At 62.3% G+C, this 21,252-nt stretch carries 16 protein-coding genes; 6 read left to right on the top strand and 10 right to left on the bottom strand.

Annotated features, from left to right (window positions below; genetic code table 11):
• Positions 1–7 precede the first annotated feature (7 nt).
• The 5 genes from ACZZ0Q_RS02555 to ACZZ0Q_RS02535 all read left to right on the top strand — a co-directional run bounded on the left by ACZZ0Q_RS02555 (position 8) and on the right by ACZZ0Q_RS02535 (position 5,372).
• Positions 8–301 carry a hypothetical protein gene (locus ACZZ0Q_RS02555; RefSeq protein WP_122493265.1) on the top strand — a complete coding sequence of 98 codons (294 nt, stop codon included), beginning with the start codon at positions 8–10 and terminating at the stop codon, positions 299–301.
• Positions 302–416: 115 nt separating this feature from the next.
• Positions 417–1,547 (top strand): M14 family metallopeptidase, encoded by a 1,131-nt coding sequence (locus ACZZ0Q_RS02550; RefSeq protein ID WP_463540189.1) that lies wholly within the window; start codon positions 417–419, stop codon positions 1,545–1,547.
• A gap of 821 nt (positions 1,548–2,368) precedes the next feature.
• The gene (locus tag ACZZ0Q_RS02545) at positions 2,369–3,748 is read left to right on the top strand and encodes an MATE family efflux transporter (protein ID WP_463540190.1); all 1,380 of its coding nucleotides are present in this window, start codon (positions 2,369–2,371) and stop codon (positions 3,746–3,748) included.
• Positions 3,723–4,772, top strand: coding sequence for a sensor domain-containing diguanylate cyclase (locus ACZZ0Q_RS02540; RefSeq protein ID WP_463540191.1), 1,050 nt, complete (start codon positions 3,723–3,725; stop codon positions 4,770–4,772). The genes ACZZ0Q_RS02545 and ACZZ0Q_RS02540 overlap by 26 nt, the downstream gene beginning before the upstream one ends.
• 141 nt (positions 4,773–4,913) lie before the next feature.
• Positions 4,914–5,372, top strand: a complete 459-nt coding sequence (locus ACZZ0Q_RS02535; protein WP_463540192.1) for a DUF2214 family protein — start codon at positions 4,914–4,916, stop codon at positions 5,370–5,372.
• A gap of 16 nt (positions 5,373–5,388) precedes the next feature.
• On the opposite strand, the gene ACZZ0Q_RS02530 is transcribed toward ACZZ0Q_RS02535, so the two are convergent.
• Positions 5,389–7,749, bottom strand: coding sequence for a glucose/quinate/shikimate family membrane-bound PQQ-dependent dehydrogenase (locus ACZZ0Q_RS02530; RefSeq protein WP_463560994.1), 2,361 nt, complete (start codon positions 7,747–7,749; stop codon positions 5,389–5,391).
• Between the two features lie 265 nt (positions 7,750–8,014).
• Between ACZZ0Q_RS02530 and ACZZ0Q_RS02525 the strand changes: the two genes are divergently transcribed.
• Complete coding sequence (locus tag ACZZ0Q_RS02525; protein WP_463540193.1) at positions 8,015–10,120, top strand: TonB-dependent receptor family protein; 2,106 nt, start codon at positions 8,015–8,017, stop codon at positions 10,118–10,120.
• Between the two features lie 156 nt (positions 10,121–10,276).
• On the opposite strand, the gene ACZZ0Q_RS02520 is transcribed toward ACZZ0Q_RS02525, so the two are convergent.
• The 9 genes from ACZZ0Q_RS02520 to glnE form a co-directional block, all read right to left on the bottom strand.
• Entirely contained in the window at positions 10,277–11,698 is a 1,422-nt protein-coding gene (locus ACZZ0Q_RS02520; protein ID WP_463540194.1) for a lipopolysaccharide kinase InaA family protein, read from the bottom strand.
• Positions 11,695–12,441 carry a lipopolysaccharide kinase InaA family protein gene (locus ACZZ0Q_RS02515; protein WP_463540195.1) on the bottom strand — a complete coding sequence of 249 codons (747 nt, stop codon included), beginning with the start codon at positions 12,439–12,441 and terminating at the stop codon, positions 11,695–11,697. The genes ACZZ0Q_RS02520 and ACZZ0Q_RS02515 overlap by 4 nt, the downstream gene beginning before the upstream one ends.
• Positions 12,438–13,172, bottom strand: a complete 735-nt coding sequence (locus ACZZ0Q_RS02510) for a lipopolysaccharide kinase InaA family protein (protein WP_463560262.1) — start codon at positions 13,170–13,172, stop codon at positions 12,438–12,440. The genes ACZZ0Q_RS02515 and ACZZ0Q_RS02510 overlap by 4 nt, the downstream gene beginning before the upstream one ends.
• Positions 13,172–13,993 (bottom strand): lipopolysaccharide core heptose(I) kinase RfaP, encoded by an 822-nt coding sequence (gene rfaP, locus ACZZ0Q_RS02505; RefSeq protein ID WP_463540196.1) that lies wholly within the window; start codon positions 13,991–13,993, stop codon positions 13,172–13,174. Before rfaP ends, ACZZ0Q_RS02510 begins: the two co-directional genes overlap by 1 nt.
• Complete coding sequence (locus ACZZ0Q_RS02500; RefSeq protein WP_463540197.1) at positions 13,990–15,111, bottom strand: glycosyltransferase family 4 protein; 1,122 nt, start codon at positions 15,109–15,111, stop codon at positions 13,990–13,992. Before ACZZ0Q_RS02500 ends, rfaP begins: the two co-directional genes overlap by 4 nt.
• Positions 15,111–16,112, bottom strand: a complete 1,002-nt coding sequence (gene waaC / locus ACZZ0Q_RS02495) for a lipopolysaccharide heptosyltransferase I (RefSeq protein WP_463560260.1) — start codon at positions 16,110–16,112, stop codon at positions 15,111–15,113. Before waaC ends, ACZZ0Q_RS02500 begins: the two co-directional genes overlap by 1 nt.
• Positions 16,112–17,146 carry a lipopolysaccharide heptosyltransferase II gene (waaF, locus tag ACZZ0Q_RS02490; RefSeq protein ID WP_463540198.1) on the bottom strand — a complete coding sequence of 345 codons (1,035 nt, stop codon included), beginning with the start codon at positions 17,144–17,146 and terminating at the stop codon, positions 16,112–16,114. Before waaF ends, waaC begins: the two co-directional genes overlap by 1 nt.
• A gap of 70 nt (positions 17,147–17,216) precedes the next feature.
• A complete protein-coding gene (locus tag ACZZ0Q_RS02485) occupies positions 17,217–18,140 on the bottom strand; it encodes a branched-chain amino acid transaminase (protein WP_122493279.1) in 924 nt (307 codons plus the stop codon).
• A 97-nt stretch (positions 18,141–18,237) separates the two neighbouring features.
• Entirely contained in the window at positions 18,238–21,171 is a 2,934-nt protein-coding gene (glnE, locus tag ACZZ0Q_RS02480; RefSeq protein WP_463540199.1) for a bifunctional [glutamate--ammonia ligase]-adenylyl-L-tyrosine phosphorylase/[glutamate--ammonia-ligase] adenylyltransferase, read from the bottom strand.
• Positions 21,172–21,252 lie beyond the last annotated feature (81 nt).

The raw sequence follows: 21,252 nt of genomic DNA, 5'->3' as shown, positions 1-21,252 counted from the left end.
ACACAGCATGCAGGTAGAAGGATTCTTCGATTGGCTTGGCCATGCGCTGGGCACGGTTATCCGTTTTATCGTCGACGGCCTGAGCGGCCTGTTGCACCTGATCGGCAACGCCGGCAGCCAGTTTCTCCATGGTCTGTCCAGCGCGTTGGGCATCACACCTTCACTACTGAGCATCGTTGCCCTGGTCATCGGCCTGCTGTTTCTGTATAGCGCCGTGCGCGCCTTTATGCGCCGCTCGGTGGTGCTGGGCATCATCTGGTTGCTGCTGGGGTTATGGCTGATCAGTCTATTGATCAGCTAAGCCTGCTGGCTTGCACATTTGTGTCGCCTTCTGCGTTTGCAACCGCGCGGGCACCTGCGAAGCTACACGCCATACACGCCCGGTAGCGGGCGACGGACAGATGTAGAGGCTCACCATGCGAATCAGCTCCCACTTCGACAGCGGCAACATCGAGGTTCACGACCTCAGCAACGCGCAGCACCCGCTGCTGAAAATGCGCAAAGACCTCAACAGCGCCCACTTTCAGTGGTTCCACTTCAAAGCCGAAGACCTCACACCCGGCCAGCGCTACGACTTCAGCATCACCAACGCCGGCGAGGCCGCCTACAGCTGGGCCTGGCCTGGCTACAACGCCGCCGCCTCGTACGACCAGAAAACCTGGTTTCGCGTGCCCAGCACCTACGTCGACGGCACCTTGAGCTTCGGCCTGGAGGTTGAGCAGACGCAAATCTGGTTCGCCTACTTCGAACCCTACAGCCGCGAGCGCCATGACTGGTTGATCGACCAGGCACTGGTCAAAGCGGACGCCGAGCTAGTGGCCTGTGGCAAAAGCATCGAAGGCCGGGACATCCAACTGCTGCGCATCAGCCGCACGCCGAACGCACCGCGAAAAGTCTGGATCATCGCCCAACAGCACCCCGGCGAGCACATGGCTGAATGGTTTATGGAAGGCCTGATCGAACGCCTGAAAAACCGCGACGACGCCGAACTCAACACCCTGCTCAGCAAAGCCGACTTGTACCTGGTGCCCAACATGAACCCCGACGGCGCCTACCGCGGCCACCTGCGCACCAACGCCGCCGGCAAAGACCTCAACCGCGCCTGGCAATCGGCCAACGAAACGCAGACTCCGGAAGTGTTCTTCGTGCAACAGCACATGCGCGCGGTGGGCGTGGACTTGTTCTTGGACATCCACGGCGACGAAGAAATCCCCCACGTCTTCACCGCCGCCTGCGAAGGCAACCCCGGCTACACCCCGCGTATCGCCGGCCTGGAAGAACGCTTCCGCCAACGCCTCGTCGCCCACGGCGCCGAATTCCAAACCCGCTACGGCTACCCCCGCAGCGAACCGGGCAAAGCCAACATGGCACTGGCCTGCAACGCCGTTGGGCAAGAATTTGACTGCCTGTCATTCACCATCGAAATGCCCTTCAAAGACCACAACGACACCCCGAACCCAACAACGGGTTGGGACGGCAAACGCTCAAAGCAACTGGCCAAAGATGTACTGAGCGTGACTGCCAGCATGGTCGATGAACTGCGATAAGGCCCCACTCCCCTACGCTCGCCCCTGTAGGAGCGGCTTTAGCCGCGATGTTTTTGATTTGCTTGTGATCAGGCTCTTGATCTACCGCTCTTGACCTACCCCGCACCGTTCATCGCAGGCCGAGTGGAGTTGTTGCGCAGGGGGTTGAGCGGCCGGGAGCCGCGAAAGGCGTGTCGGGCCAAGGATGGCCCGTGTCGCCGTGCCCCCCGGAGCGGCGACGGAAGGAGGGAAACCGCAGCGCAGCGGAGGGCCAAAGTAGGGGCTAGACCTTTTGGCTTCTTTTGGGTGGTCCGGCAATCCGGCATGCCAAAAGTCAGTCGCGCTTAAGGCGCGAAACAAAAACGTTCATCGCACGCAGTAATGAATACCTCCACAACTGCGTCCGCCTGGAAATTCTGGATCCCCGCGTTCGCGAGGATGACGGAGGATTTGATAACGAACGGGGCAGAGAATACCTTCGCCGAAAGGCTAAGCCAGGCCTTCGAGCCACCCCCTCACCGCATTGAACTCAACCACCCCGTATGCGGCACACACTGATCCTGCTTACACGAAATCGACGCCACCGGCGGCCCCAGCCGCGCCAGCTCAACCCGCACCGCCGCCGCGCCATACACCAAGCAAACCGCCAACAGCCCAACCGCGATCATGAATTTTCTTGTTCTTATAGTCATGGCTACACCTCCCGGAAAGAAGTCCGTACCTCCAGCGTAGGCCAGCCACCGCCGCTAGCATCAACCGTTTAGCCATATTCACCGCTCGTATAAGCACCTATGGCGCGCTCGGGCCGGCCTCTATACTGCGCCGCTCCACAGGAGTACCCGATGCTGCGCCAAGCCTGGAACCACACCCCCACTCACCAGAAAGTCTGGGCGCTGGCAGCCCCGATGATCCTCTCCAATATTTCCGTGCCGCTGGTGGCATTGGTCGACAGCACCGTGGTCGGCCACTTGCCCCACGCGCATCAGCTCGGTGCCGTGGCGGTGGGCAGTACGTTGTACGTGATGATCGTCGGCATTCTCGGTTTCCTGCGCATGGGCACCACCGGCTTTGCGGCGCAGGCCAGCGGTCGTGCCGATGGCGGCGCGCTGCGGCAGGTGCTGGTGCAAGGCCTGGTGTTGGCGGCGCTGCTGGCGCTGACCCTGGGGTTGCTCGCGCTGCCGTTCGGGGACATGGCGCTGGGGCTGATGAATCCTTCCGCTGAACTGGATGAACAAACCCGCGCGTTCTTCCACGCGCGCCTATGGGGCCTGCCCGCTGCGCTGGCAAATTTCGCGTTGATCGGCTGGTTCCTTGGCACACAAAACGCGCGGGCGCCGTTGGCGATTCTGCTGGGCACTAACGTGCTGAATATCGTGCTGTCGTTGTGGTTCGTGCTGGGGCTCGACTGGGGCGTAGTCGGCGCCGCGCGGGCGGCGGTGCTCAGCGAATGGGGCGGCGCGCTGTTGGGCTTGGCGCTAACCGGCGGGGCGCTGCGGCGCTATCCGGGGCGCACCCAATGGGCGGCGATGGCGTTGTGGCGAAACTGGCGGCCACTGCTGGCGGTGAACCGCGACATTTTCATCCGCTCGTTGGCGCTGCAAGGTGTGTTTTTCCTGCTGACGGTTCAAGGCGCGCGGCTGGGCGACGAAACCGTCGCCGCCAATGCCCTGCTCCTTAACGGCTTGCTGCTCACGGCCTACGCCCTGGACGGTTTCGCCCACGCTGTCGAAGCGCTGTGCGGCCACGCGCTCGGCAGTCGGGACCGGCAAGGCCTGCTGCGCAGTTTGGTGGTGGCCGGTGGCTGGTCGCTGATTGCCAGCCTGGTGTTTGCGCTGTGCTTTGCCGTGGGCGGTCACCTGTTTATCGCCCTGCAAACCGACATCGCCTCCGTGCGCGAAACCGCCGACATTTACCTGCCGTACCTCGCCGTATTGCCGCTGGTGGCGGTGTGGAGCTACCTGCTCGACGGCCTTTTTATCGGCGCCACCCGGGCGCGGGAAATGCGCGATTCCATGCTGCTCAGCGTGGCGCTCGCGCTGCCGCTGGCTTGGTGGCTGCAGGATTTCGGTAACCATGGGCTGTGGTTGGCGTTTCTGGCGTTTATGGGACTACGAAGCCTGTGTTTGGGTGTCTATGCTTATCACCTGACCCGCCACGACCTGTGGTTCGTTTCGCCAAGTCCCGAAGGATCAGCGAATGCTCATACCGAAGAATCCCGTTAACGAACTTGTTCGTCAGGAAGTACTGGATAACCAAGAGCTGCTCGACACCCCGGCCGACCCTTATCTCGACGTGCTGGTGCGCATCGTGAGTGAGATGTTCGAGGTGAAAACGGTGCTGATTAGCCTGGTGGACCGCGAGCGTCAGTGGTTTAAAGCGCGCAGAGGCTTGGAGGTTCCTGAAACGCCCCGCAGCGTGTCGTTCTGCGGCCACGCGATTCTGCAAGATGACGTGTTTATCGTCGAAGACACCCATACCGACGAGCGCTTCGCCGACAACCCGGTGGTCACCGGTCCGCCTTGGCTGCGCTTCTACGCCGGGCAACCGCTATTTGCCCAAGACGGCCACGCCATCGGCACGCTCTGCCTGCTGCACCCGGCGCCCAAAACCCTCAACCGCAAACAGAAGCAGCGTCTGCGCGACATGGCCACGTTGGCCGAAGGTTATTTGAAGCTGCGCCACGTCAGCGAACAAACCGTACAACTGCGCGCTGCGCTAAGCCGCGAACAACGCAAGACCATGCTCGATACGCTCACCCAAGTGTGGAACCGCGCCGGTCTGGAACACTTTCTTCCGCGCGAACAATCGCGCGCCGAAGAACGCGGCATGCACTTGGGCTTGCTGTTCTGCGATTTGGATTATTTCAAGCGGGTAAACGACGCCCATGGCCACGACGCTGGCGACAAAGTGCTATGGGAGAGTGCCCGCCGCATTGCCGCCGCGGTGCGCCCGCAAGACGTCGTCACCCGCAGCGGCGGCGAGGAATTTGTGGTGCTCACGCAAGTGCACGACGAACAGGAGTTACGCCTGATCGGCGAGCGTATCCGCACCGCCATGGCCCGCGACCCCATTCCAGCAGGTGACGTAGAACTGGCCCTGACCATCAGCGTCGGCTGCGCGCTGGCCGAGCCGCAGGAAAACCCCGAACGGGCACTCAAACGCGCGGACAAAGCGCTGTACCACGCCAAGGGCAACGGGCGTAATCGTGTGGAGTTTGAAGAATTTGCCGGCAAAGGGCTGAACTGAACAACGCCTAATACCGCGCCGCTTTTGTAGGAGCGAGCGTGCTCGCGAACGCTGAAAACGTCGGAAAATGACGTGTGCAGGGTTCGCTAGCAAGCTAGCTCCTACAGGAGAAATACCTCCCCTAGACCGAGAGAGCTCAACATGGCCGCCGCTATCGCCGCGTACCTGCACTACCTATCGATCTTCCTGCTATTCGCCCTGCTCACCCTCGAACACCAGCTGTTCAAACTGCCGCTGGACCTTAGCCGCGCCCGCAGCCTGATCCGCATCGACATCGCCTACGGCGCCACCGCGGGCCTGGTGCTGGCAACCGGCGCGGCACGCGTGATGTGGTACGGCAAAGGGTTGGACTACTACCTGAACAACAGCGTATTCCACGCCAAGTTCGGCCTGTTCATTCTGGTCGGCCTGATCTCCGTCGTGCCGACCTTCGTGTTCCTCAACTGGCGCAACACCCTCAAAGCCGGCGAACTCCCCACCATCAGCGCCAAGCAAGCGATGCTGGTGACGATGGTCATCCGCATCGAACTGCTACTCCTGCTGATCATTCCGCTGTTGGCGGCGCTGATGGCTCGGGGTTACGGAGTCATCGGCTCGTAGCGCTCAGTTTGAGCCGCTACTTATCCGGCAACGCATACGCAATGACGTAATCCCCCCGCTCCGGTGACTGACGGGCGCCGCCGGCGCTGATGACGATGTATTGCTTGCCGGTTTTCGGTGACACGTAGGTCATCGGGCCGGATTGACTGCCGACCGGCAGACGGGATTTCCAGATTTCCTTGCCGTTGCCGCTGTCGAAGGCGCGCAGGTAGAAATCTTGCGTGCCGGCAAAGAACAGCAGGCCCGATTGGGTGGCCATGGAGGCGCCCAGCGTCGGCATGCCGATGGGAATCGGCAGGTGCATTTTGATACCCAGCGGGCCGGTGTCTTGCACAGTGCCGACGGGCACTTGCCAGACCAGCTTGCGGGTTTTCAGGTCGATGGCGGACATGGTGCCAAACGGCGGTTTCTGGCACGGAATGCCGGCCACTGACAGAAAGCGCTGACGCATCGCGCCGAACGGTGTGCCGGACTGCGGCACTACGCCCATTTCGATGCCGCTGGCGCCAGCGGCAATTTTGTCGCGCGGGATCATGTAGTTGGCCAAGCCCAGGCGCATGTCGTTGACGAACATGTAGTGGGTGTTCGGGTCCACCGACACGCTGCCCCAGTTCATGCCGCCCAGGGAGCCGGGGAATTGCAAAGCCGGATCCAGACCGGGCGGGGTATACACGCCTTCATGACGCATGCTTTTGAATTGGATGCGGCAGAGCAATTGGTCGAAAACGGTGGCGCCCCACATGTCGGCTTCGTACAGCTGCTGATTACCAATCGAGGGCATGTCGACCGAGAACGGTTGCGTCAGTGAGTAGCGCTCGCCCGGAACGTTGCCTTGCGGCACGGGGCGTTCGTCGACCTTGGCAATCGGCACGCCGGTGGCGCGGTTGAGCAAGAAAATTTCGCCTTGCTTGGTGATTTGCGCCAGCGCCGGCTGGGTGCCGCCGGCATCGTCTGGCACATCGTAAAGCAGCGGCTGGGCCGGGATGTCGAAGTCCCAGAGGTCGTGGTGGGTCATTTGGAAATGCCAACGGATGGCACCGGTGGCGGCTTCGACGGCGACGACCGACGAGCTGTATTTATCGTCCAGTTCGGTGCGGCTGCCCGCCCAGAAATCCGGTGTGGCGTTGCCGGTAGGCAAGTAGATGAGGCCAAGCTTTTCGTCGTACGCCATGGCCGACCACACGTTCGGCGTGCCGCGCGTGTAGGTTTGCCCTTCAGGTGGACGTTGGGTGGTTTGCGGGTTGCCCGGGTCCCACGCCCAGACCAATGCGCCGGTGTGCACATCGAAGGCGCGCACCACGCCTGGCGGTTCTTCAGTGGAAAAGTTGTCGGCGACGCGCCCGCCTACCACCACCACATTGCCGGCCACCAACGGGGTTGAGGTTTGCTGGTAGTAGCCCGGTTTGACCTCGCCCATATCCGTGGTCAGGTCGACGGTGCCTTGGTTGCCGAAGTCGCTGCACGGCTCGCCGGTTTCGGCGTTCAAGGCGATCAGGCGGGCGTCAATGGTCGGCAGAAAGATGCGCTTGGCGCAGGCAGCCGGCGCACTCGGCGCCGTGCTTGCTACCGCATTTTGAGCGGCAGGCTGCTCGCTCGGCGCGTCCTCGAAATAGCCCAGGCCCCGGCAGCGCTGCCAGTTGGGCGCCGAGCCTTTGGGGTCGAAGTGCCAACGTTCTTTGCCGCTGTCCACATCCAGGGCGAACACCTTGCCGTAGGCGGTGCAGTGGTAAAGCGTGTCGCCGATTTGCAGTGGCGTGTTCTGGTCTTCAGCGCCGGAGCCGGTGCTCTCAGGCAGGTCACCGGTGCGGAAGGTCCAGGCCACTTGCAGCTTATTGATGTTGTCTTTGTTGATCTGGTCGAGCGCGGCGAAGCGGTCGCCATGGGTGGTGTTGCCCCAATGCTTCCAGTCTTTCTGCTCCTGCCCTTTGACCACGGGTGTGACCGGCGCATCGCTGTCGGCCGCCACCATTGGCGTGGGCACAAAGGCGTAGGCGCAGGTGGCGACAATCGCGACGGCCAGCACAGCGCTCAACACATAGGAAAAGCGCCCGGGCTCGTCGTGCAATTCGGGCGACAGACGCACCAGCGTGGGATACAGCAGCGCGACGACCAGCCCAATCATGGCAAACACAAACAGCCGCGATACCAGCGGCCAGAATTCCAGCCCGGTTTCCCACACCGCCCAAATCGCCGAGAGCAGTACGATCACGCCAAACAACGCGGCCCCGTTCGGATTGCGCTTGGCAATCAGCACACCGGCGCCCAGGGTCGCCAAACCGCACAAGCCGAAGTACCAGCTGCCGCCGAGCACCGCCAGGTAAGCGCCGCCTCCAATCAGGTACAAACCGACCAAGGCAATGGCGATGCCCACGGCCATGACCAGCCAGCGGGCGGCTTTGCCGGGGCGCCGGGCGCCAACGGTTATGGGATCTGTCATGCACTGTTCCTCGTGTTCGTTTGCCCGGTCGCGCCGGGCCATTAGCAATCAGATTGGCAACCAAACGTGGGCGGCCAAAACGGCGAGCAAGGGTGCAACATCCGGCGCCAGAGCGGCTGCGCTGGGGTGACTTTTGTGCCGATAATCGCCCACTATGCCCATGCCGCATCGTTCGCGGTTTTCATTGACCTGTATAAAACCGGCCATGACTGCATTGAATCGAATCCCGCCTTACACCCTGTTACTCACCGCGTTCGCCGTCGCCACTGCCAACGCCGAGCAAGCCGTTCCAACCGTACAGCTCGATCCGCTGGTGGTCAGCGGCTCTCGCCAAGCGAGCGACAGCTTCCACCTGCCCTTCTCGGTAGACAGCGTAGATCGCCAGCAAATCAGCGATGGTCAACTGGGCATCAACGCCTCGGAGGCGCTTAGTCGCGTGCCGGGGCTGGTGGTTCAAAACCGTCAGAACTACGCGCAAGACCTGCAAATTTCCTCACGCGGTTTCGGTGCGCGTTCAGCGTTTGGCGTGCGTGGCATCAAGCTGATCACCGACGGCATTCCGGCCAGTACGGCCGATGGCCAAGGCCAGGCGGCGACCTTCAATCTGGACACCGCCGAGCGCATCGAAGTGCTGCGCGGGCCGGCCTCTACCCTGTATGGCAGCAACGCGGGGGGCGTGGTTCAGGTCTTTTCGCGTGATCCTGAAGGACCGCCGACCGTGGGCGCCGAGACCATTTTTGGCAGCGACGGCCTGAACAAAAACCACCTGAGCGCTGAGGGCGCGAATGAAAAGGCCGGTTTTCTTTTAGACGCTTCGCGCATGGACACCGACGGCTACCGCGACCACAGCGCCGCCCGCCGCGACCAGACCTTCGCCAAGCTGAACCTCAAGCCGGACGACGACAGCAAACTCGCGCTGATTTTCAGCAGCCTGGAGCAGAACGGCACCCAGGATCCGTTGGGGCAGAAGTGGACCGACTACAAGGCCGACCCGCGCTCTGTGGCTCCGGGGGCCGAAACGTACAACACGCGCAAAAGCATCGATCATCAGCAGGTTGGAGCGAACTATGAGCGCTACTTCGGCGACGCGACGTTGCAGGCTACGGCGTATGCAGGCAGGCGCAGTGTTATTCAATATTTATCTATTCCGGACAGCGCGCCTGCCAATACGAGCAGCCAAGGCGGCGGTGGCGTTGTGGATTTCGACCGGGACTTTTACGGTGGCAGCCTGCGCTGGTTACAGCCTGTAGGCGACGTCGATGTGGTGTTCGGTCTGGATTACGACGTTAGCCGCGATGACCGGCAGGGCTATCAGAACTTCGTCGGCCAAAACTTTGGCATCAAAGGCGCCCTTAAACGTGACGAGACCGATACTGCCACCAGCCTCGACCCGTACGCCCAAGCGACGTGGACGATCGGCGACTGGACCCTGCAAGGAGGCCTGCGCTACAGCACCGTCGAGATCGAAGTCGACGACCACTTCCTGAGCAACGGCGACGACAGCGGCAACCGCCGATATGAGCAGGCCAACCCAGCGTTGAGCGTCGGTTACGCGGTTAACCCAGACGTCAATGTGTACGCCAGTGTCGGCCGCGGCTTCGAGACGCCTACCCAGGCGGAACTGGCTTACGCGCCAAGCTCGGCAGGTGTGAATTACAACCTCGACGCTTCAACCAGCACGCAATATGAGTTGGGAGTGAAAGCTCGGATTGCTGAAGACACACGGGTCAACGCAGCGATTTTCCAGATCGATACCGAAGACGAAATCGTCGTGGCACGCAACGATTTCGGTCGAGCCACCTACAAAAACGCCGGCCCAACTCGGCGGCGCGGCTTCGAACTCGGGGTGGAAAGCCAACTGAGCGAACAGTGGTCGACCAACCTGGCCTATACGTATTTGGTCGCCCAATACGAGTCCGGCTTTCAGACGTTTAACGGCCAAACGCCCATCACAGTGGACAGCAGCAACAACCTCCCCGGCGTGCCGCGCACCACCCTGTTCGCCGAACTCAACTGGCAACCCATCGACGGCATCAGCACCGCCGTGGAGGGCCTGTACCGCAGCAAGGTCTACGTCGAAGACAGCAACAGCGCCAAGCCCGCGCCGGCGTACAGCGTGTTCAACTGGCGCGCGCGCTTCGAACAGAAACATGGCGCCTGGACGGTTCACCAACTGGTGCGGCTGGATAACCTGTTCGACAAGCAATACGTAGGCTCGGTGATCGTCGGAGACGGCAACAGCCGGTACTACGAGGCCGCGCCGGGGCGCAGTTGGTATGCGGGGGTGGGGGCTTCCTACCAATTCGAGTGACTGGGTTTTCAGGGTCAAACGTTACGGCTAAACCGGAGCGCCGGCCGATCCCACGGGAGATGTGTGATCTGTGGGAGCGGCTTTAGCCGCGATTCCTGGAAACGACGAGATCAAGAGCATCGCGGCTAAAGCCGCTCCCACAGTTATCTATTTGTTTTAGAGCACCGGCAAACGCTCATCCAGCAACTGATACAAGGCCGACTCGGCCGGCCAATTGCGCAAAAAGCGCGCGCGGTCGCGGGCGTAGGCGCTGGCGAAGCTGCTTTGGCGGCGGTGTTGTTGCATGGCGTCGAGGTCGATCAATGTCCACTGTTCTTGGTGCCAGAACAGGTTGTGACCTTTAAAGTCGCCATGGCTGATGCGCTCGCGGATCAGCGCGGCGAACAAGCGGTCCAGTTGCACCAGTTCGTGCTCGGGCGGCGCGCTGTTCAGGTATAGGGCAAAGCGGGCGATCAAATCTTCTTCGCCGCAGTAGGCGGTCACCAAATAGGCGCGGCGGCGCAACCAGCACCAGCGGTGTTCGATTACAGCCAGCGGCAACGGCGTGGGGATGCCCAGCACCAGCAAGCGATTGCCTTCAAGCCAGCTGTGCCACGCGCGGCTTGGGCGCCAAAAGCGCTTCAGCCAATGGGCGAAGCTTTTGACGTTGTAGCGTTTAACCACCAACGGCTCGCCATTCAGCTCAACCCGCGCCACGGTCGCAGCGCCGCCGGTCTTATACAGGTGGCCGCTGTCGAGGGCGGCATCCGGTGCACTGAGCAAGGCTTGCAAGCGCGGCTCGGCTTGGCGACGCACAACCCGCGCACCGAACGCGCCGATGCGGGCGCTGAACAGACTGCAATCACGGGCGGCTTTTTTCAGGTAGTCGCGCACTCGCCAGCGACGCACGTTGGCGATTTCGGCGAGCAGCTTTTCCAGTGGCAAGGCGTGCTCGCCGTTGGCCAGCAGGTAGTGAATAAGCAGCTCTTCCAGAAACGGTTCCAGGTTGCCGGGCAACTGGGCGAAGAACACGCCGAGGTTGCGCAGCACTTCGTCCCGGCCCAGCGGCTGGCCCGGCACTTGCGCTTGCACCCCGCCACCGTCGATCAGGTACAGATGGCCGTTGTGCTGCAGCAGGTTGTCGGGGTGCAGGTCGGCTTGCCATAGGCCTTTGCTGTGCAACTTGCCGATGGCCTCCAGCGCTTGGGCCAGCACCGCTTGCTGGCCGTCAGAGGCTGGCGCTTCGTGCTCAACCAGACGCCAGGCATCGCCGATGCTCTGTGCGTTATCCAGGTAGTCGAACAGCAGCCAACCGCCCTCGCCTGGCTCAAAGCCTTCGGCCAATAGCGCAGGCGTCAGCAACCCCTGGTCGAGGAGCAAATGCACGCCTTTGGACTCGCGATGAAAGCGCCGTTCCGCCTTGGGGCCCACCAGCAATTTGGCGAACACCTCGCGCCCGCGCCAGGTGGCTACGCCGACATAACGGTGCCCCGGCAGCACGCGCAGCAAGGTGTGCAATTGCAACGGTTCGCCGCCCACCTGCACGGTGATGGGCAGCGTTGGCGTGCGGCCGGCGCCGTTGAGTTGGCTCAGGCTCATTTGCGCGCTGCCTTGTGGGCGCTGCGAGCGCCGAGGCGTTTGCTCCAGGTTTGTGCGCTGCCTTTGTCGCCCACGTAGGCGAGCAGCAGGTGCCAGATTTCTTCCTGACTCCAACTGCTGGCACGGCGCAACAACGGCTCGAGGTCTTTGATGCGGTCGCGTTTGCCGAATACCAGGCGACGGGTTTTTTCCAGGTCGATCAGTTGGGCGTCGAAGCCGTCAGCCGATTCACGCAGGAAAATATGCTTGGGGTAAAAGCAGCCGTGCATTTGATGGGCGCTATGCAGGCGGCGGGCCAGTTCACCGCACGCGCGCAAAATGGCCATGCGCTGGGCTTCGCTGTGGTTGTTCCAGTCGCGTAGCCAGTATTCGAGATCATTCCAGCCATCGAGCGCTCGGGTCAGCAGAATCGCTTGCTCGTTGCCGTCTACCCGGCGCTGGGCGAAAAACGCCGCGTGCAGGGCTGGAATGCCGAGCTTCTGGTAGCGCTCGATGTTGCGCAGCTCGCGGGCAAAGGTCGGTTCGCCGAAGGGGTGCAGCGGGCTGCGGGTCAGGTGGTTGGTCTGGCGTTTGAGGTAGTAGGCGTGATCGCCCAGTACCAGCCGCGACACTGAGCTGTAGCCGCCCCGCTCGGTGTTCGGCTCGTCCACCGCTTCGAGTTCCAGCGCCCACAGCGCGTCGAAGTTATCGAGCTGGTGGGCAGCAAGAACCGCGCGGTCTTCGGCGGCGATAAAGTCCTTCATTCCCGACCCTCAAAAAATTTCACGATCTTGCGGATCTGTTTTTTGTCCGCTTGGTTAAGCCGGGCGTGCCCACTGTATTGCAGGTAGAAGCGCAGGCGCTGGGTGTTCGACAGCTTGTACTTGGCCACTTTGTCGAGGCAGGCGAGGTCTTTGATGATCCGGTAACGCAGGATAAACCCGCGCCAAAACGCGCCGTTGGGGCAGTCGATAAAAAACAGCGTGCGTTGGTCATCGACCAGCAGGTTGCGCCATTTCAAGTCGTTGTGGGTGAAGTGATGGTCGTGCATTACGCGCGTGCCGTGGGCCAACTGGCGGCTGATGCCGTCGATCCAGGCCGGGTCTTGCAGCCGTGCATCACCCTTTTTGGCCATGCGCCCAAGGTCGTCGGTGTTGGGCAGTTCGCGGGTGATCATGGCGCCGCGCACAAACGCGCCATTGCGCCGCTCGAAACCACGAGCCACCACTTCGGCGGTGGGCAGGCCCCAGTCGGCGAAGCGTTGCAGGTTTTGCCACTCGCTGCGCACCCGCAGGCGCGCCAGGTACGGACGCAGGCCCTTGCCGGCGCTGCGGTAGCGCTTAACGTAATAGCCGACGCCGTCGCGCTCGACGCGGATCACTTCGGAAATCGGATCGCGGGTCATGCGTTTGCCGGTCAGGGCGAACACTTCGTCGAGGCCACCGAAGTCGGCGATCAAGTGCTGGTAGTTCGGGTGCAGGTGCCACGACGCCATCAGAGCGCGTCCCCGTAGCGTTGTTTGCGGTCGTAAAGTTTCGCCGCTTTGCGTTCCAGCCAGCTCAGCAGCGGCGCTTGTTCGCGCAGGATCTGGCGCAACGAATCGGTGCCATTAGCGGCTTGGAAATAGGTGCGCAGGAAACGCAGTTTGTCCCGTTGCGTCAGGCCGATATCCAGCGCCGAGAAGTACAGGGCGGCGAGGTCTTTATCGCGCCAGCGGCGGCTGATTTTCTCGCGGCTCTGGGCGCGGTGAAGGTCGATGACCGAGAGTCTGAAGTCGTCGGCAGTCACCGGTTTATCGGTATGCAGCAGGAAATGGCAGATGTAGCAGTCGCGGTGGTTAACGCCGGCGCGGTGCATGGTGCCGGTCATGCGCGCGACTTCATCAATCAGCGCCCACTTGAGCCGAGGCGCGGGCGGCTGCTTTATCCAGTCGATGCTGAAGTCTTCGAGGCTGACGGTCGGCGCCAACTCTTCGGTGACGATAAACGAGTGCTGCGCCGCCGGGTTGGCGCCGCGCTCGCCGTAGGCCACGGCGGTCATGGTCGGCACGCCCGCTTCGGTCAGGCGCTCGATGGCTTGCAGTTCTTGCCCGGCGCCGAGCACCGGCAGCTTGGCGGTGAACAAATTTTTGAAGATTTCGCCCCAGCCAATGCCACGGTGAATTTTCACGAAATAGCCGCGACCATCGACTTCGGTGCGCAGGGTGCGGCGGCCTTCCAGCTCGCGGTAGACCTGGCCGTCCAGGCGCTCGACTTCGGTGAAGGCGTCGCGCCCGGCCCACAGGCGTTTGAACGGTTCAGTCAGCATCAGCTTCACGGGCGCGCCTCCAGAATCACATCGGCTGCGCGTTGCGGCAGGCTATAGAGGTCGGCGCTGTCGGCGAAGGCCAGGCCGTTGGCCGCCCAGGCTGCGCGTTGCGCATCGTCTTCGAGCATGGCGCGCAAGGTGCTGTTGAGTTGCTCTTGTTCGAACGGACTGGGAATGACGCGCCCGCAATCGGCTTCTTCGATGTAGTGGGCATAGCCGCACACATCGGTAACCAGCACCGGCAATCCCGCCACCAAGGCTTCAAGCAACACGGTGCCCGTGTTTTCGTTGTAGGCCGGATGAATCAACAGATCGGCGCCGAGCAGGAAGCGCGGAATATCGCTGCGACCTTTGAGAATCTGCACCTGCTCGCCAATGCCCAGCGCCGCCACTTGCAGCAGGAACGGCTTGGGATCGTCCTGACCGATGACGATCAGCCGCGTGCGTTTGCGCAGTTCTTTGGGCAACGCGGCCACGGCTTTCAGGCTGCGGTCCAGGCCTTTGGTTTTGAAGCCGGAGCCGATTTGCACCAGCAGCAAGTCGTTGTCGCCCAGGTTGAACTCACGGCGGAACTCAGCGCGAATGTCGGCGGCATTGGCCGGCGCGCGGCGGTCGGCAGCAATGCCCGGCGGCAGCAAGTGAAAGCGCTCGGCGGGCGTGCCGTAGTGTTTGACGAACAGCGGTTGCTGGACTTCGGAAATCATCAGCACATCGGTTTTCGCGCTGGGGGCGAACACGGCGCGCTCGTAGTCGGAGAAGTGCTTGTAGCGGCCCCATTTGCGGTACAGGGCGTTACGCAGGTTTTGCGCTTTGTCTTCAAAGCAGCCGTCGGCGGCGTAGTACACGTCGAGCCCCGGCATTTTGTTGAAGCCGACCACGCGGTCGACCGGGCGCTTGGCCAGGTCGGCCTGCACCCAGGCCAGCAGCTTTTCGTTGCGACGGTGGTTGAACCAGGCTTTGACCGGCGCCACCAACACCTCGAAGCCGGGCGGAATGTCGCCTTCCCAGATCAAGGTGTAGACGCGGATGCTGTGGCCACGCTGCTGGCACTCCAGGGCGATGCGCATGAAGTCACGCTGCAGGCCGCCGAAGGGGAAGTATTTGTACAGCACAAAAGCCAGTTGCATTACACAGTCTCCGGCGCCAAGAGCAGGGCTTGTAACTCGGTGGCCACACGCTCGGGCAGCAGGTCATCGAAACAGGGTTTTTCGCGGTCGCCCAGGCCGGCATTCGGGCCGGTGGCGCACAGGTGAATCTGCGAACGGCCATAGGCGCCAACGCGGCCCGGCAAGGTTGGGCCATACAGCGAAATGGTCGGCACATCCAGCGCGGCGGCCAGATGGCCGAGGCCGGTATCCACCGCCACGCAGGCTTGCGCCCCGGCGATCACTTTCGCCACGCCCGCCAGGTTTAATTTGGGCAGTACCACGGCATTTTCCAACCCCGCAGCAATTCGTTCGGCGCGTTGCTGCTCGGCTTCGTTGCCCCACGGCAGGCGAATGGCGTAACCCAGCTCGCTCATTTGCTCGGCCAAACTGCGCCAATAGGCTTCCGGCCAGTGCTTGCTGGCCCACGTCGTGCCGTGCAGAAACAGCAGATACGGCGGCGCGCCGGGGTCGGCGAGCAAGGCGCGGTCGAGACCGTAATCGCCGATGGTTGCCGGCAGCGGATAGTCCAGCGCCTGGGCGAACAACTGGCGAATGCGCTCCAAGGCATGCTGCTCACGCGGCACGGCGTAGGTGCGGTCGTAGAAGCGGCAGGCAATCGGCTCGCGCGCCGAGTCGCGGTCGTAACCGGCGATGGGGCCGTTGACGTAGCGCGTCAGCCAGGCGCTTTTCAGCAGGCCCTGGGCGTCGACCACCAGGTCGTAACGGGTTTCGCCGAGGCGCTGTTTGAAGCGTTTCCAGTCGCCGTTCTTGAAGGTTTGCCAGAGGTTTTTCCGCCAGCGGCGGATCGCCACCGGAATCACCTGCGCCACGGCAGGATGCCAGGCAGGAATTTCCGCGAAGCCTTCTTCCACCACCCAGTCGAACTGAATGCCGGGAATGGCGCGCGCCGCATCGGTGAGCGCCGGCAGGCTATGAATCACATCGCCGAGCGACGAGGTTTTAATCAGCAGAACCCGCATCAATCGACCTCAACCGGGTCTGGCGCAATCCGCCCCAGCGCTTCCATCACCGGCCGTGGTTTCAGTTCCCGCAGGCAGTTGTAGTGGCCGAAGCGACAGGTGCGGTCGAAGCATGGGCTGCATTCGATGCCCAGACGCACGATTTCCACCTGATCGGCCAGCGGCGGCGTAAAGCCCGGCGAGGTGGAGCCGTAAATGGCCACCAGCGGACGGTTCAGCGCAGCCGCCACGTGCATCAGGCCAGAATCGTTGGAGGCCACGGCCGAGGCGCAGGACAGCAAGTCGATGGCTTCGGCCAGCGAGGTTTCGCCGGCCAGGTTGCGGGCTTCTTCGCGCAGGCCGGGAATCAGCCGAGCGCGGATGGCCTCGCCAACGGCGTGATCGTTTTTCGAACCGAACAGCCACACCTGCCAACCGGCACGAATTTTCAGCTCGGCGACTTTCGCGTAGTGCTCAGCCGGCCATTTTTTCGACTCGCCAAACTCGGCGCCCGGGCACAGCGCCAGCACGGGACGGTCCAGGCTCAGGCCGAACTTGGCCAAGGCGGCGTCGCGACTTTGCGGCTCGATGCGCAGGCTCGGTTGCGGGTACGGCTTGGGCAGCTCGGCGCCGCGCTCGTAGGCCAGCGCCATAAAGCGCTCGATCATCAGCGGGTAGCGTTCTTTATCGAGTTTGCGCACATCGTTAAGCACGCCGTAACGCAACTCGCCTTTCCAGCCGGTGCGTTTGGGGATGCCGGCAAAAAACGGCACCAGCGCCGATTTCAGCGAATTGGGTAGCACAATGGCTTGATCGTACTGGCCCGCCAGGGACTTGCCGATGCGCCGACGAACGCCCAGCTCCAGCGCCCCATGGCCAAGGGGAAAGCTCAACGCGCTGCGCACTTCGGGCATGCGCTCAAGAATCGGGCGGCTCCAGTCGGGCGCCAGCACGTCGATGTGGCAGTCGGGGTGGCGTTGCTTCAGGCACTGGAACAGGGTTTGCGCCATCACCATGTCGCCTACCCAGCTCGGCCCTACGATCAATATGTTCATTCAAACTCCGCAAATGAGCAGGGAGGCGGTTAAGCCTCCCTGTCACTGCTTGATAGCGGTTGTCGCGGCGTTATTTAACAGCGGTGCGCCATTCGGCGTGGGCGCTGGTCTGGCCAGTTACGAGGTCGAAGTAGGCTTTTTGTAGTTTTTCGGTCACCGGACCACGGCTGCCGATACCGATGCTGCGGCCGTCGACTTCGCGAATCGGCGTTACTTCAGCGGCGGTGCCGGTGAAGAACGCTTCGTCAGCGATGTACACCTCGTCGCGGGTGATGCGTTTTTCCACCACCGGAATATTCAGCTCGCCGGCCAGGGTCAGCACGGTGCTGCGGGTGATGCCGTTCAAGCACGAGGTCACTTCCGGGGTGTAGAGCACGCCGTCTTTGATCAGGAAGATGTTCTCGCCCGAGCCTTCGGCTACGTAGCCTTCCGGGTCCAGCAACATGGCTTCGTCGGCACCGGCCGATACCGCTTCCTGCAAGGCCAGCATCGAGTTGATGTAGTTGCCGTTGGCCTTGGCGCGGGTCATAGAAATGTTGACGTGGTGGCGGGTGAAGGAGCTGGTGCGCACCTTGATGCCTTTTTGCAGGGCTTCGTCGCCCATGTACGCGCCCCAATGCCAGGCGGCGACAATCACGTGCACTTTCAGGGTGTCAGCGCGGATGCCCATGGCTTCAGACCCGTAGAACACCATCGGGCGGATATAAGCGGATTCCAGATTGTTTTCACGCACGGCCGCACGGGTGGCTTCGTTGATCTGCTCTTTGGTGTACGGCATCTTCATATTCATGATGTGAGCCGAATCGAACAGGCGGTCGGTGTGCGCTTGCAAGCGGAAAATCGAGGTGCCCTGCGGGGTGTTGTAAGCGCGAACGCCTTCGAATACACCCATGCCGTAATGCAGGGTATGGGTCAGCACGTGGGTGGTTGCGTCGCGCCATTGCACCAGCTCGCCGTCATACCAAATCACACCATCACGATCGGCCATCGACATCGTTCAGCTCCTCAGAAATTTGCTTCAGTAGGGTTGCTTGAAATACGAGAAATAAGGGTTCGGTTCGCTTGATTCGGTTGTGCCGCTGCGGGGCGTTTCAACTGAGCCCCAATTCGCGCCAGACGCGCATCACTGCCTGGCGTTCATGCTGGAATTGCTCGCCGCTGACGGTGCCAGGCTGCTTTTGCAATGCCAGGCGGTGCGAGGCGGAGCGGTAGGCTTTGTAGATTTCCTGCAGCAGCGTGACATCGGCTGCGGGCATCAAGCCCAGGCGTTCAAGGCCTTCCAGAATGCGAATGTTGTCGGTGTACTGCAACAGCGGCGGATACGCGCCGGACCAAGCCAAGGCCGCGTATTGCACCATAAATTCAATATCGACGATACCACCGGCATCCTGCTTGAGATCGAACGGCGCAGCGGCTTCGAAGGCATTTGCGGCGGTGCCGGCGGCGGTTTGCTTGCTGCCCAGGTTGTCGCGCATCTTGGCGCGCATCTCGCTGACTTCAACGCGCAGCTTGTCCAGATCGCGGTTGCGGCCGAGCACGTGCGCACGCACCGCTTCAAAGGCTTTGCCCACCCGTTCGCTGCCAACCAACACCCGCGCACGCACCAGTGCCTGGTGCTCCCAGGTCCAGGCTTCGTTCGCTTGATAGCGCTCGAACGCGCCTAACGAACTGACCAACAAACCCGCCGCGCCAGAGGGACGCAAACGCATGTCCACTTCATACAACTGGCCGGAGTTGGTCTGCGCGGTGAGCAAGTGAATGATGCGTTGCCCCAAGCGGTTGAAGAACTGCGCGCCATCGATGGGCTTGGCGCCGTCGGTTTCCGCCTGCGGGTCGCCATCGTGGATAAACACCAGATCCAGGTCCGAGCCGTGGCCGAGTTCGATGCCGCCGACTTTGCCGTACCCAACGATGATGAAATCCGGATCGCACAACCCACCGTCTGCGCGCTGCGGCGTGCCGTGCTTGGCCACCGTGTGCCGCCAGGCGAGTGCCAGCACTTGTTCAAGAATCGCTTCGGCCAACCATGTCAGGTAATCACTCACCTTCATTAATGGCAGCGCCCCAGAGATTTCCGACGCCGCCACGCGCAGCCGGTGCGCCAGTTTGAAATGGCGCAGGGCTTCCATTTGCTGTTCCAGATCGTCTTCCGGAATGCGCGTCAGGCGCTCACGCAATTCGGCGGCCAGTTCCGGCGCCAAGGGCGGCTTGAACAGGCGGCCTTCATTCAACAACTCGTCCAGCAGCAGCGGGAAGCGGCTGATCTGCTCGGCAATCCACGGGCTCGCCGCGCACAGGGTCAAGAGTTGCTGCAACGCGCCGGGGTTTTCGGTGAGCAGCACCAAGTAGGCCGAACGGCGCGCCACCGCTTCAATCAGCGGCAGCACACGCTCCAGCACCAGGTCGGGGTTTTCATGCTCAACGGCCTGGGCCAGCAGACGCGGAATAAAGGCGTCCAACCGTTCGCGACCCAGCCGCTGCATGGCGCGCACCTGATTGCCGTTGCGCAGGCCGGCCAGGCGGTGCAGCGCGGCGGCCGCGTCGCTGAACCCGGCGTCGGCCAGTTGACGGCAGGCGCTCTCCTCGTCCAGCCCGTCTTCCCACAGGGGCAGCCACTCGCTGCCCACGCACAGATCGGCCTCGCCGTTTTCGTCTTCATCCGGGTCGGCAATCACCTGCCCGAAGTGCCAGGCGATGCGCTCGCGCCAATACATCAGGCGCTCGTGGAACGCGGCCCAGGTGTCGAAGCCCATGATGAAGGCGACGCGGGCCCGGTCTTCGTCGTTGTCCGGCAGCATTTGCGTCTGGCGGTCGGCGATGGCCTGGATGGCGTGCTCGGTGTAACGCAGGAATTCGTAGCCGTCGCGCATTTCGGCGACCACGGCAGGTGGCAAGTAGCCCTGCCCTTCCAGTGTCTTCAGTACCTTTAATAGCGGCCGTTGTTGCAGGCTGAGGTCGCGGCCGCCGTGGATCAGCTGGAAGGCCTGGGCGATGAACTCAACCTCGCGAATACCGCCGGAGCCGAGCTTGATGTTGTCGGCCATGCCTTTGCGCCGCACTTCCTGCTGAATCAACAGCTTCATCGCGCGCAACGCTTCGATGGCGGAAAAGTCGAGGTAACGGCGGTAAACGAAGGGGCGCAGCAGGTCGAGCAACTGCGCGCCTGCGGCTTGGTCGCCGCCAACCACGCGTGCCTTGATCATGGCGTAGCGTTCCCAGTCGCGGCCCTGGTCTTGGTAGTACTGCTCCAGCGCGTTAAAGCTGAACACCAGCGAACCGGCTGATCCGTAGGGGCGCAGGCGCATGTCGACGCGGAAGACGAAGCCATCGACGGTGATGGCATCCAGCGCTTTGATCAGCCGCTGGCCGAGTTTGATAAAGAATTCCTGATTATCCAGCGAGCGCTTCACGCCTTCGGTTTCGCCGCCTTCGGGGTAGGCGAAAATAAGGTCGATGTCGGACGAGAGGTTCAACTCCACCGCACCCAACTTGCCCATGCCCAGCACCACCATGTGCTGCGGCTCGCCGCTGCGCCCGCCCATGGGTGTGCCGAATTGTTCGCAGTGACGCGGGTACAACCATTGATAGGTGAGGTCGATGCTGGCGTCGGCCAGGTCGGAGAGATCGCGACAGGTTTGCGCCAGGTCGGCCAGGCGGTTGACGTCGCGCCAGATGATCCGCACTTGCTGACGATTACGCAGGCGGCGCAGCACGTGACCCAATTGCGCTTCGTCGCTGCAGGCATTTACGGCCTCGGCCATTTGCGCGCGCAACTCGCCCGGTTGCAGCGGCCGCTCCAGCTCACCGCTTTCGGCCAGGGCCAGCAGCATGTGCGGATCACGGGCGGCTTGCTCGCTGACGAAATCGCTGGCGCCAACCACACGTTTGAACGCCTCCACGCGCTCTACGGGCCAGGCATCGAACTGCCCCGCTGCTTCGCCAAGGGCGGTGCGGAACGATTGGTCAGCGCGTTGGACGAAAGAAATAAGGGCGGGCGGCAGGGCGACGAGCGGCGGCAGGTTCATGATCTATCCTGTTTGATCTGCTATCACATACAAACCGCTGAGAGCCCCGGATTGTCGCGATTTTTGCGTTGTAATGTGTAC

The sequence above is a fragment of the Pseudomonas sp. AC070 genome, assembly GCF_979258635.1.
This window is presented reverse-complemented; position numbering and strand designations above follow the sequence as displayed.

Bases quoted from the DNA above. Each gene is read 5' to 3' on its own strand.
- ACZZ0Q_RS02500 (WP_463540197.1), bottom strand. From the start codon at position 15,111: ATGCAACTGGCTTTTGTGCTGTACAAATACTTCCCCTTCGGCGGCCTG.
- ACZZ0Q_RS02510 (WP_463560262.1), bottom strand. From the start codon at position 13,172: ATGGCGTCGTGGCACCTGCACCCGAACTACCAGCACTTGATCGCCGAC.
- ACZZ0Q_RS02545 (WP_463540190.1), top strand. From the start codon at position 2,369: ATGCTGCGCCAAGCCTGGAACCACACCCCCACTCACCAGAAAGTCTGG.
- waaF (WP_463540198.1), bottom strand. From the start codon at position 17,146: ATGAACATATTGATCGTAGGGCCGAGCTGGGTAGGCGACATGGTGATG.
- ACZZ0Q_RS02535 (WP_463540192.1), top strand. From the start codon at position 4,914: ATGGCCGCCGCTATCGCCGCGTACCTGCACTACCTATCGATCTTCCTG.
- ACZZ0Q_RS02550 (WP_463540189.1), top strand. From the start codon at position 417: ATGCGAATCAGCTCCCACTTCGACAGCGGCAACATCGAGGTTCACGAC.
- ACZZ0Q_RS02555 (WP_122493265.1), top strand. From the start codon at position 8: ATGCAGGTAGAAGGATTCTTCGATTGGCTTGGCCATGCGCTGGGCACG.
- ACZZ0Q_RS02520 (WP_463540194.1), bottom strand. From the start codon at position 11,698: ATGAGCCTGAGCCAACTCAACGGCGCCGGCCGCACGCCAACGCTGCCC.
- ACZZ0Q_RS02485 (WP_122493279.1), bottom strand. From the start codon at position 18,140: ATGTCGATGGCCGATCGTGATGGTGTGATTTGGTATGACGGCGAGCTG.
- ACZZ0Q_RS02530 (WP_463560994.1), bottom strand. From the start codon at position 7,749: ATGGCCGTGGGCATCGCCATTGCCTTGGTCGGTTTGTACCTGATTGGA.
- ACZZ0Q_RS02525 (WP_463540193.1), top strand. From the start codon at position 8,015: ATGACTGCATTGAATCGAATCCCGCCTTACACCCTGTTACTCACCGCG.
- ACZZ0Q_RS02515 (WP_463540195.1), bottom strand. From the start codon at position 12,441: ATGAAGGACTTTATCGCCGCCGAAGACCGCGCGGTTCTTGCTGCCCAC.
- waaC (WP_463560260.1), bottom strand. From the start codon at position 16,112: ATGCGGGTTCTGCTGATTAAAACCTCGTCGCTCGGCGATGTGATTCAT.
- glnE (WP_463540199.1), bottom strand. From the start codon at position 21,171: ATGAACCTGCCGCCGCTCGTCGCCCTGCCGCCCGCCCTTATTTCTTTC.
- ACZZ0Q_RS02540 (WP_463540191.1), top strand. From the start codon at position 3,723: ATGCTCATACCGAAGAATCCCGTTAACGAACTTGTTCGTCAGGAAGTA.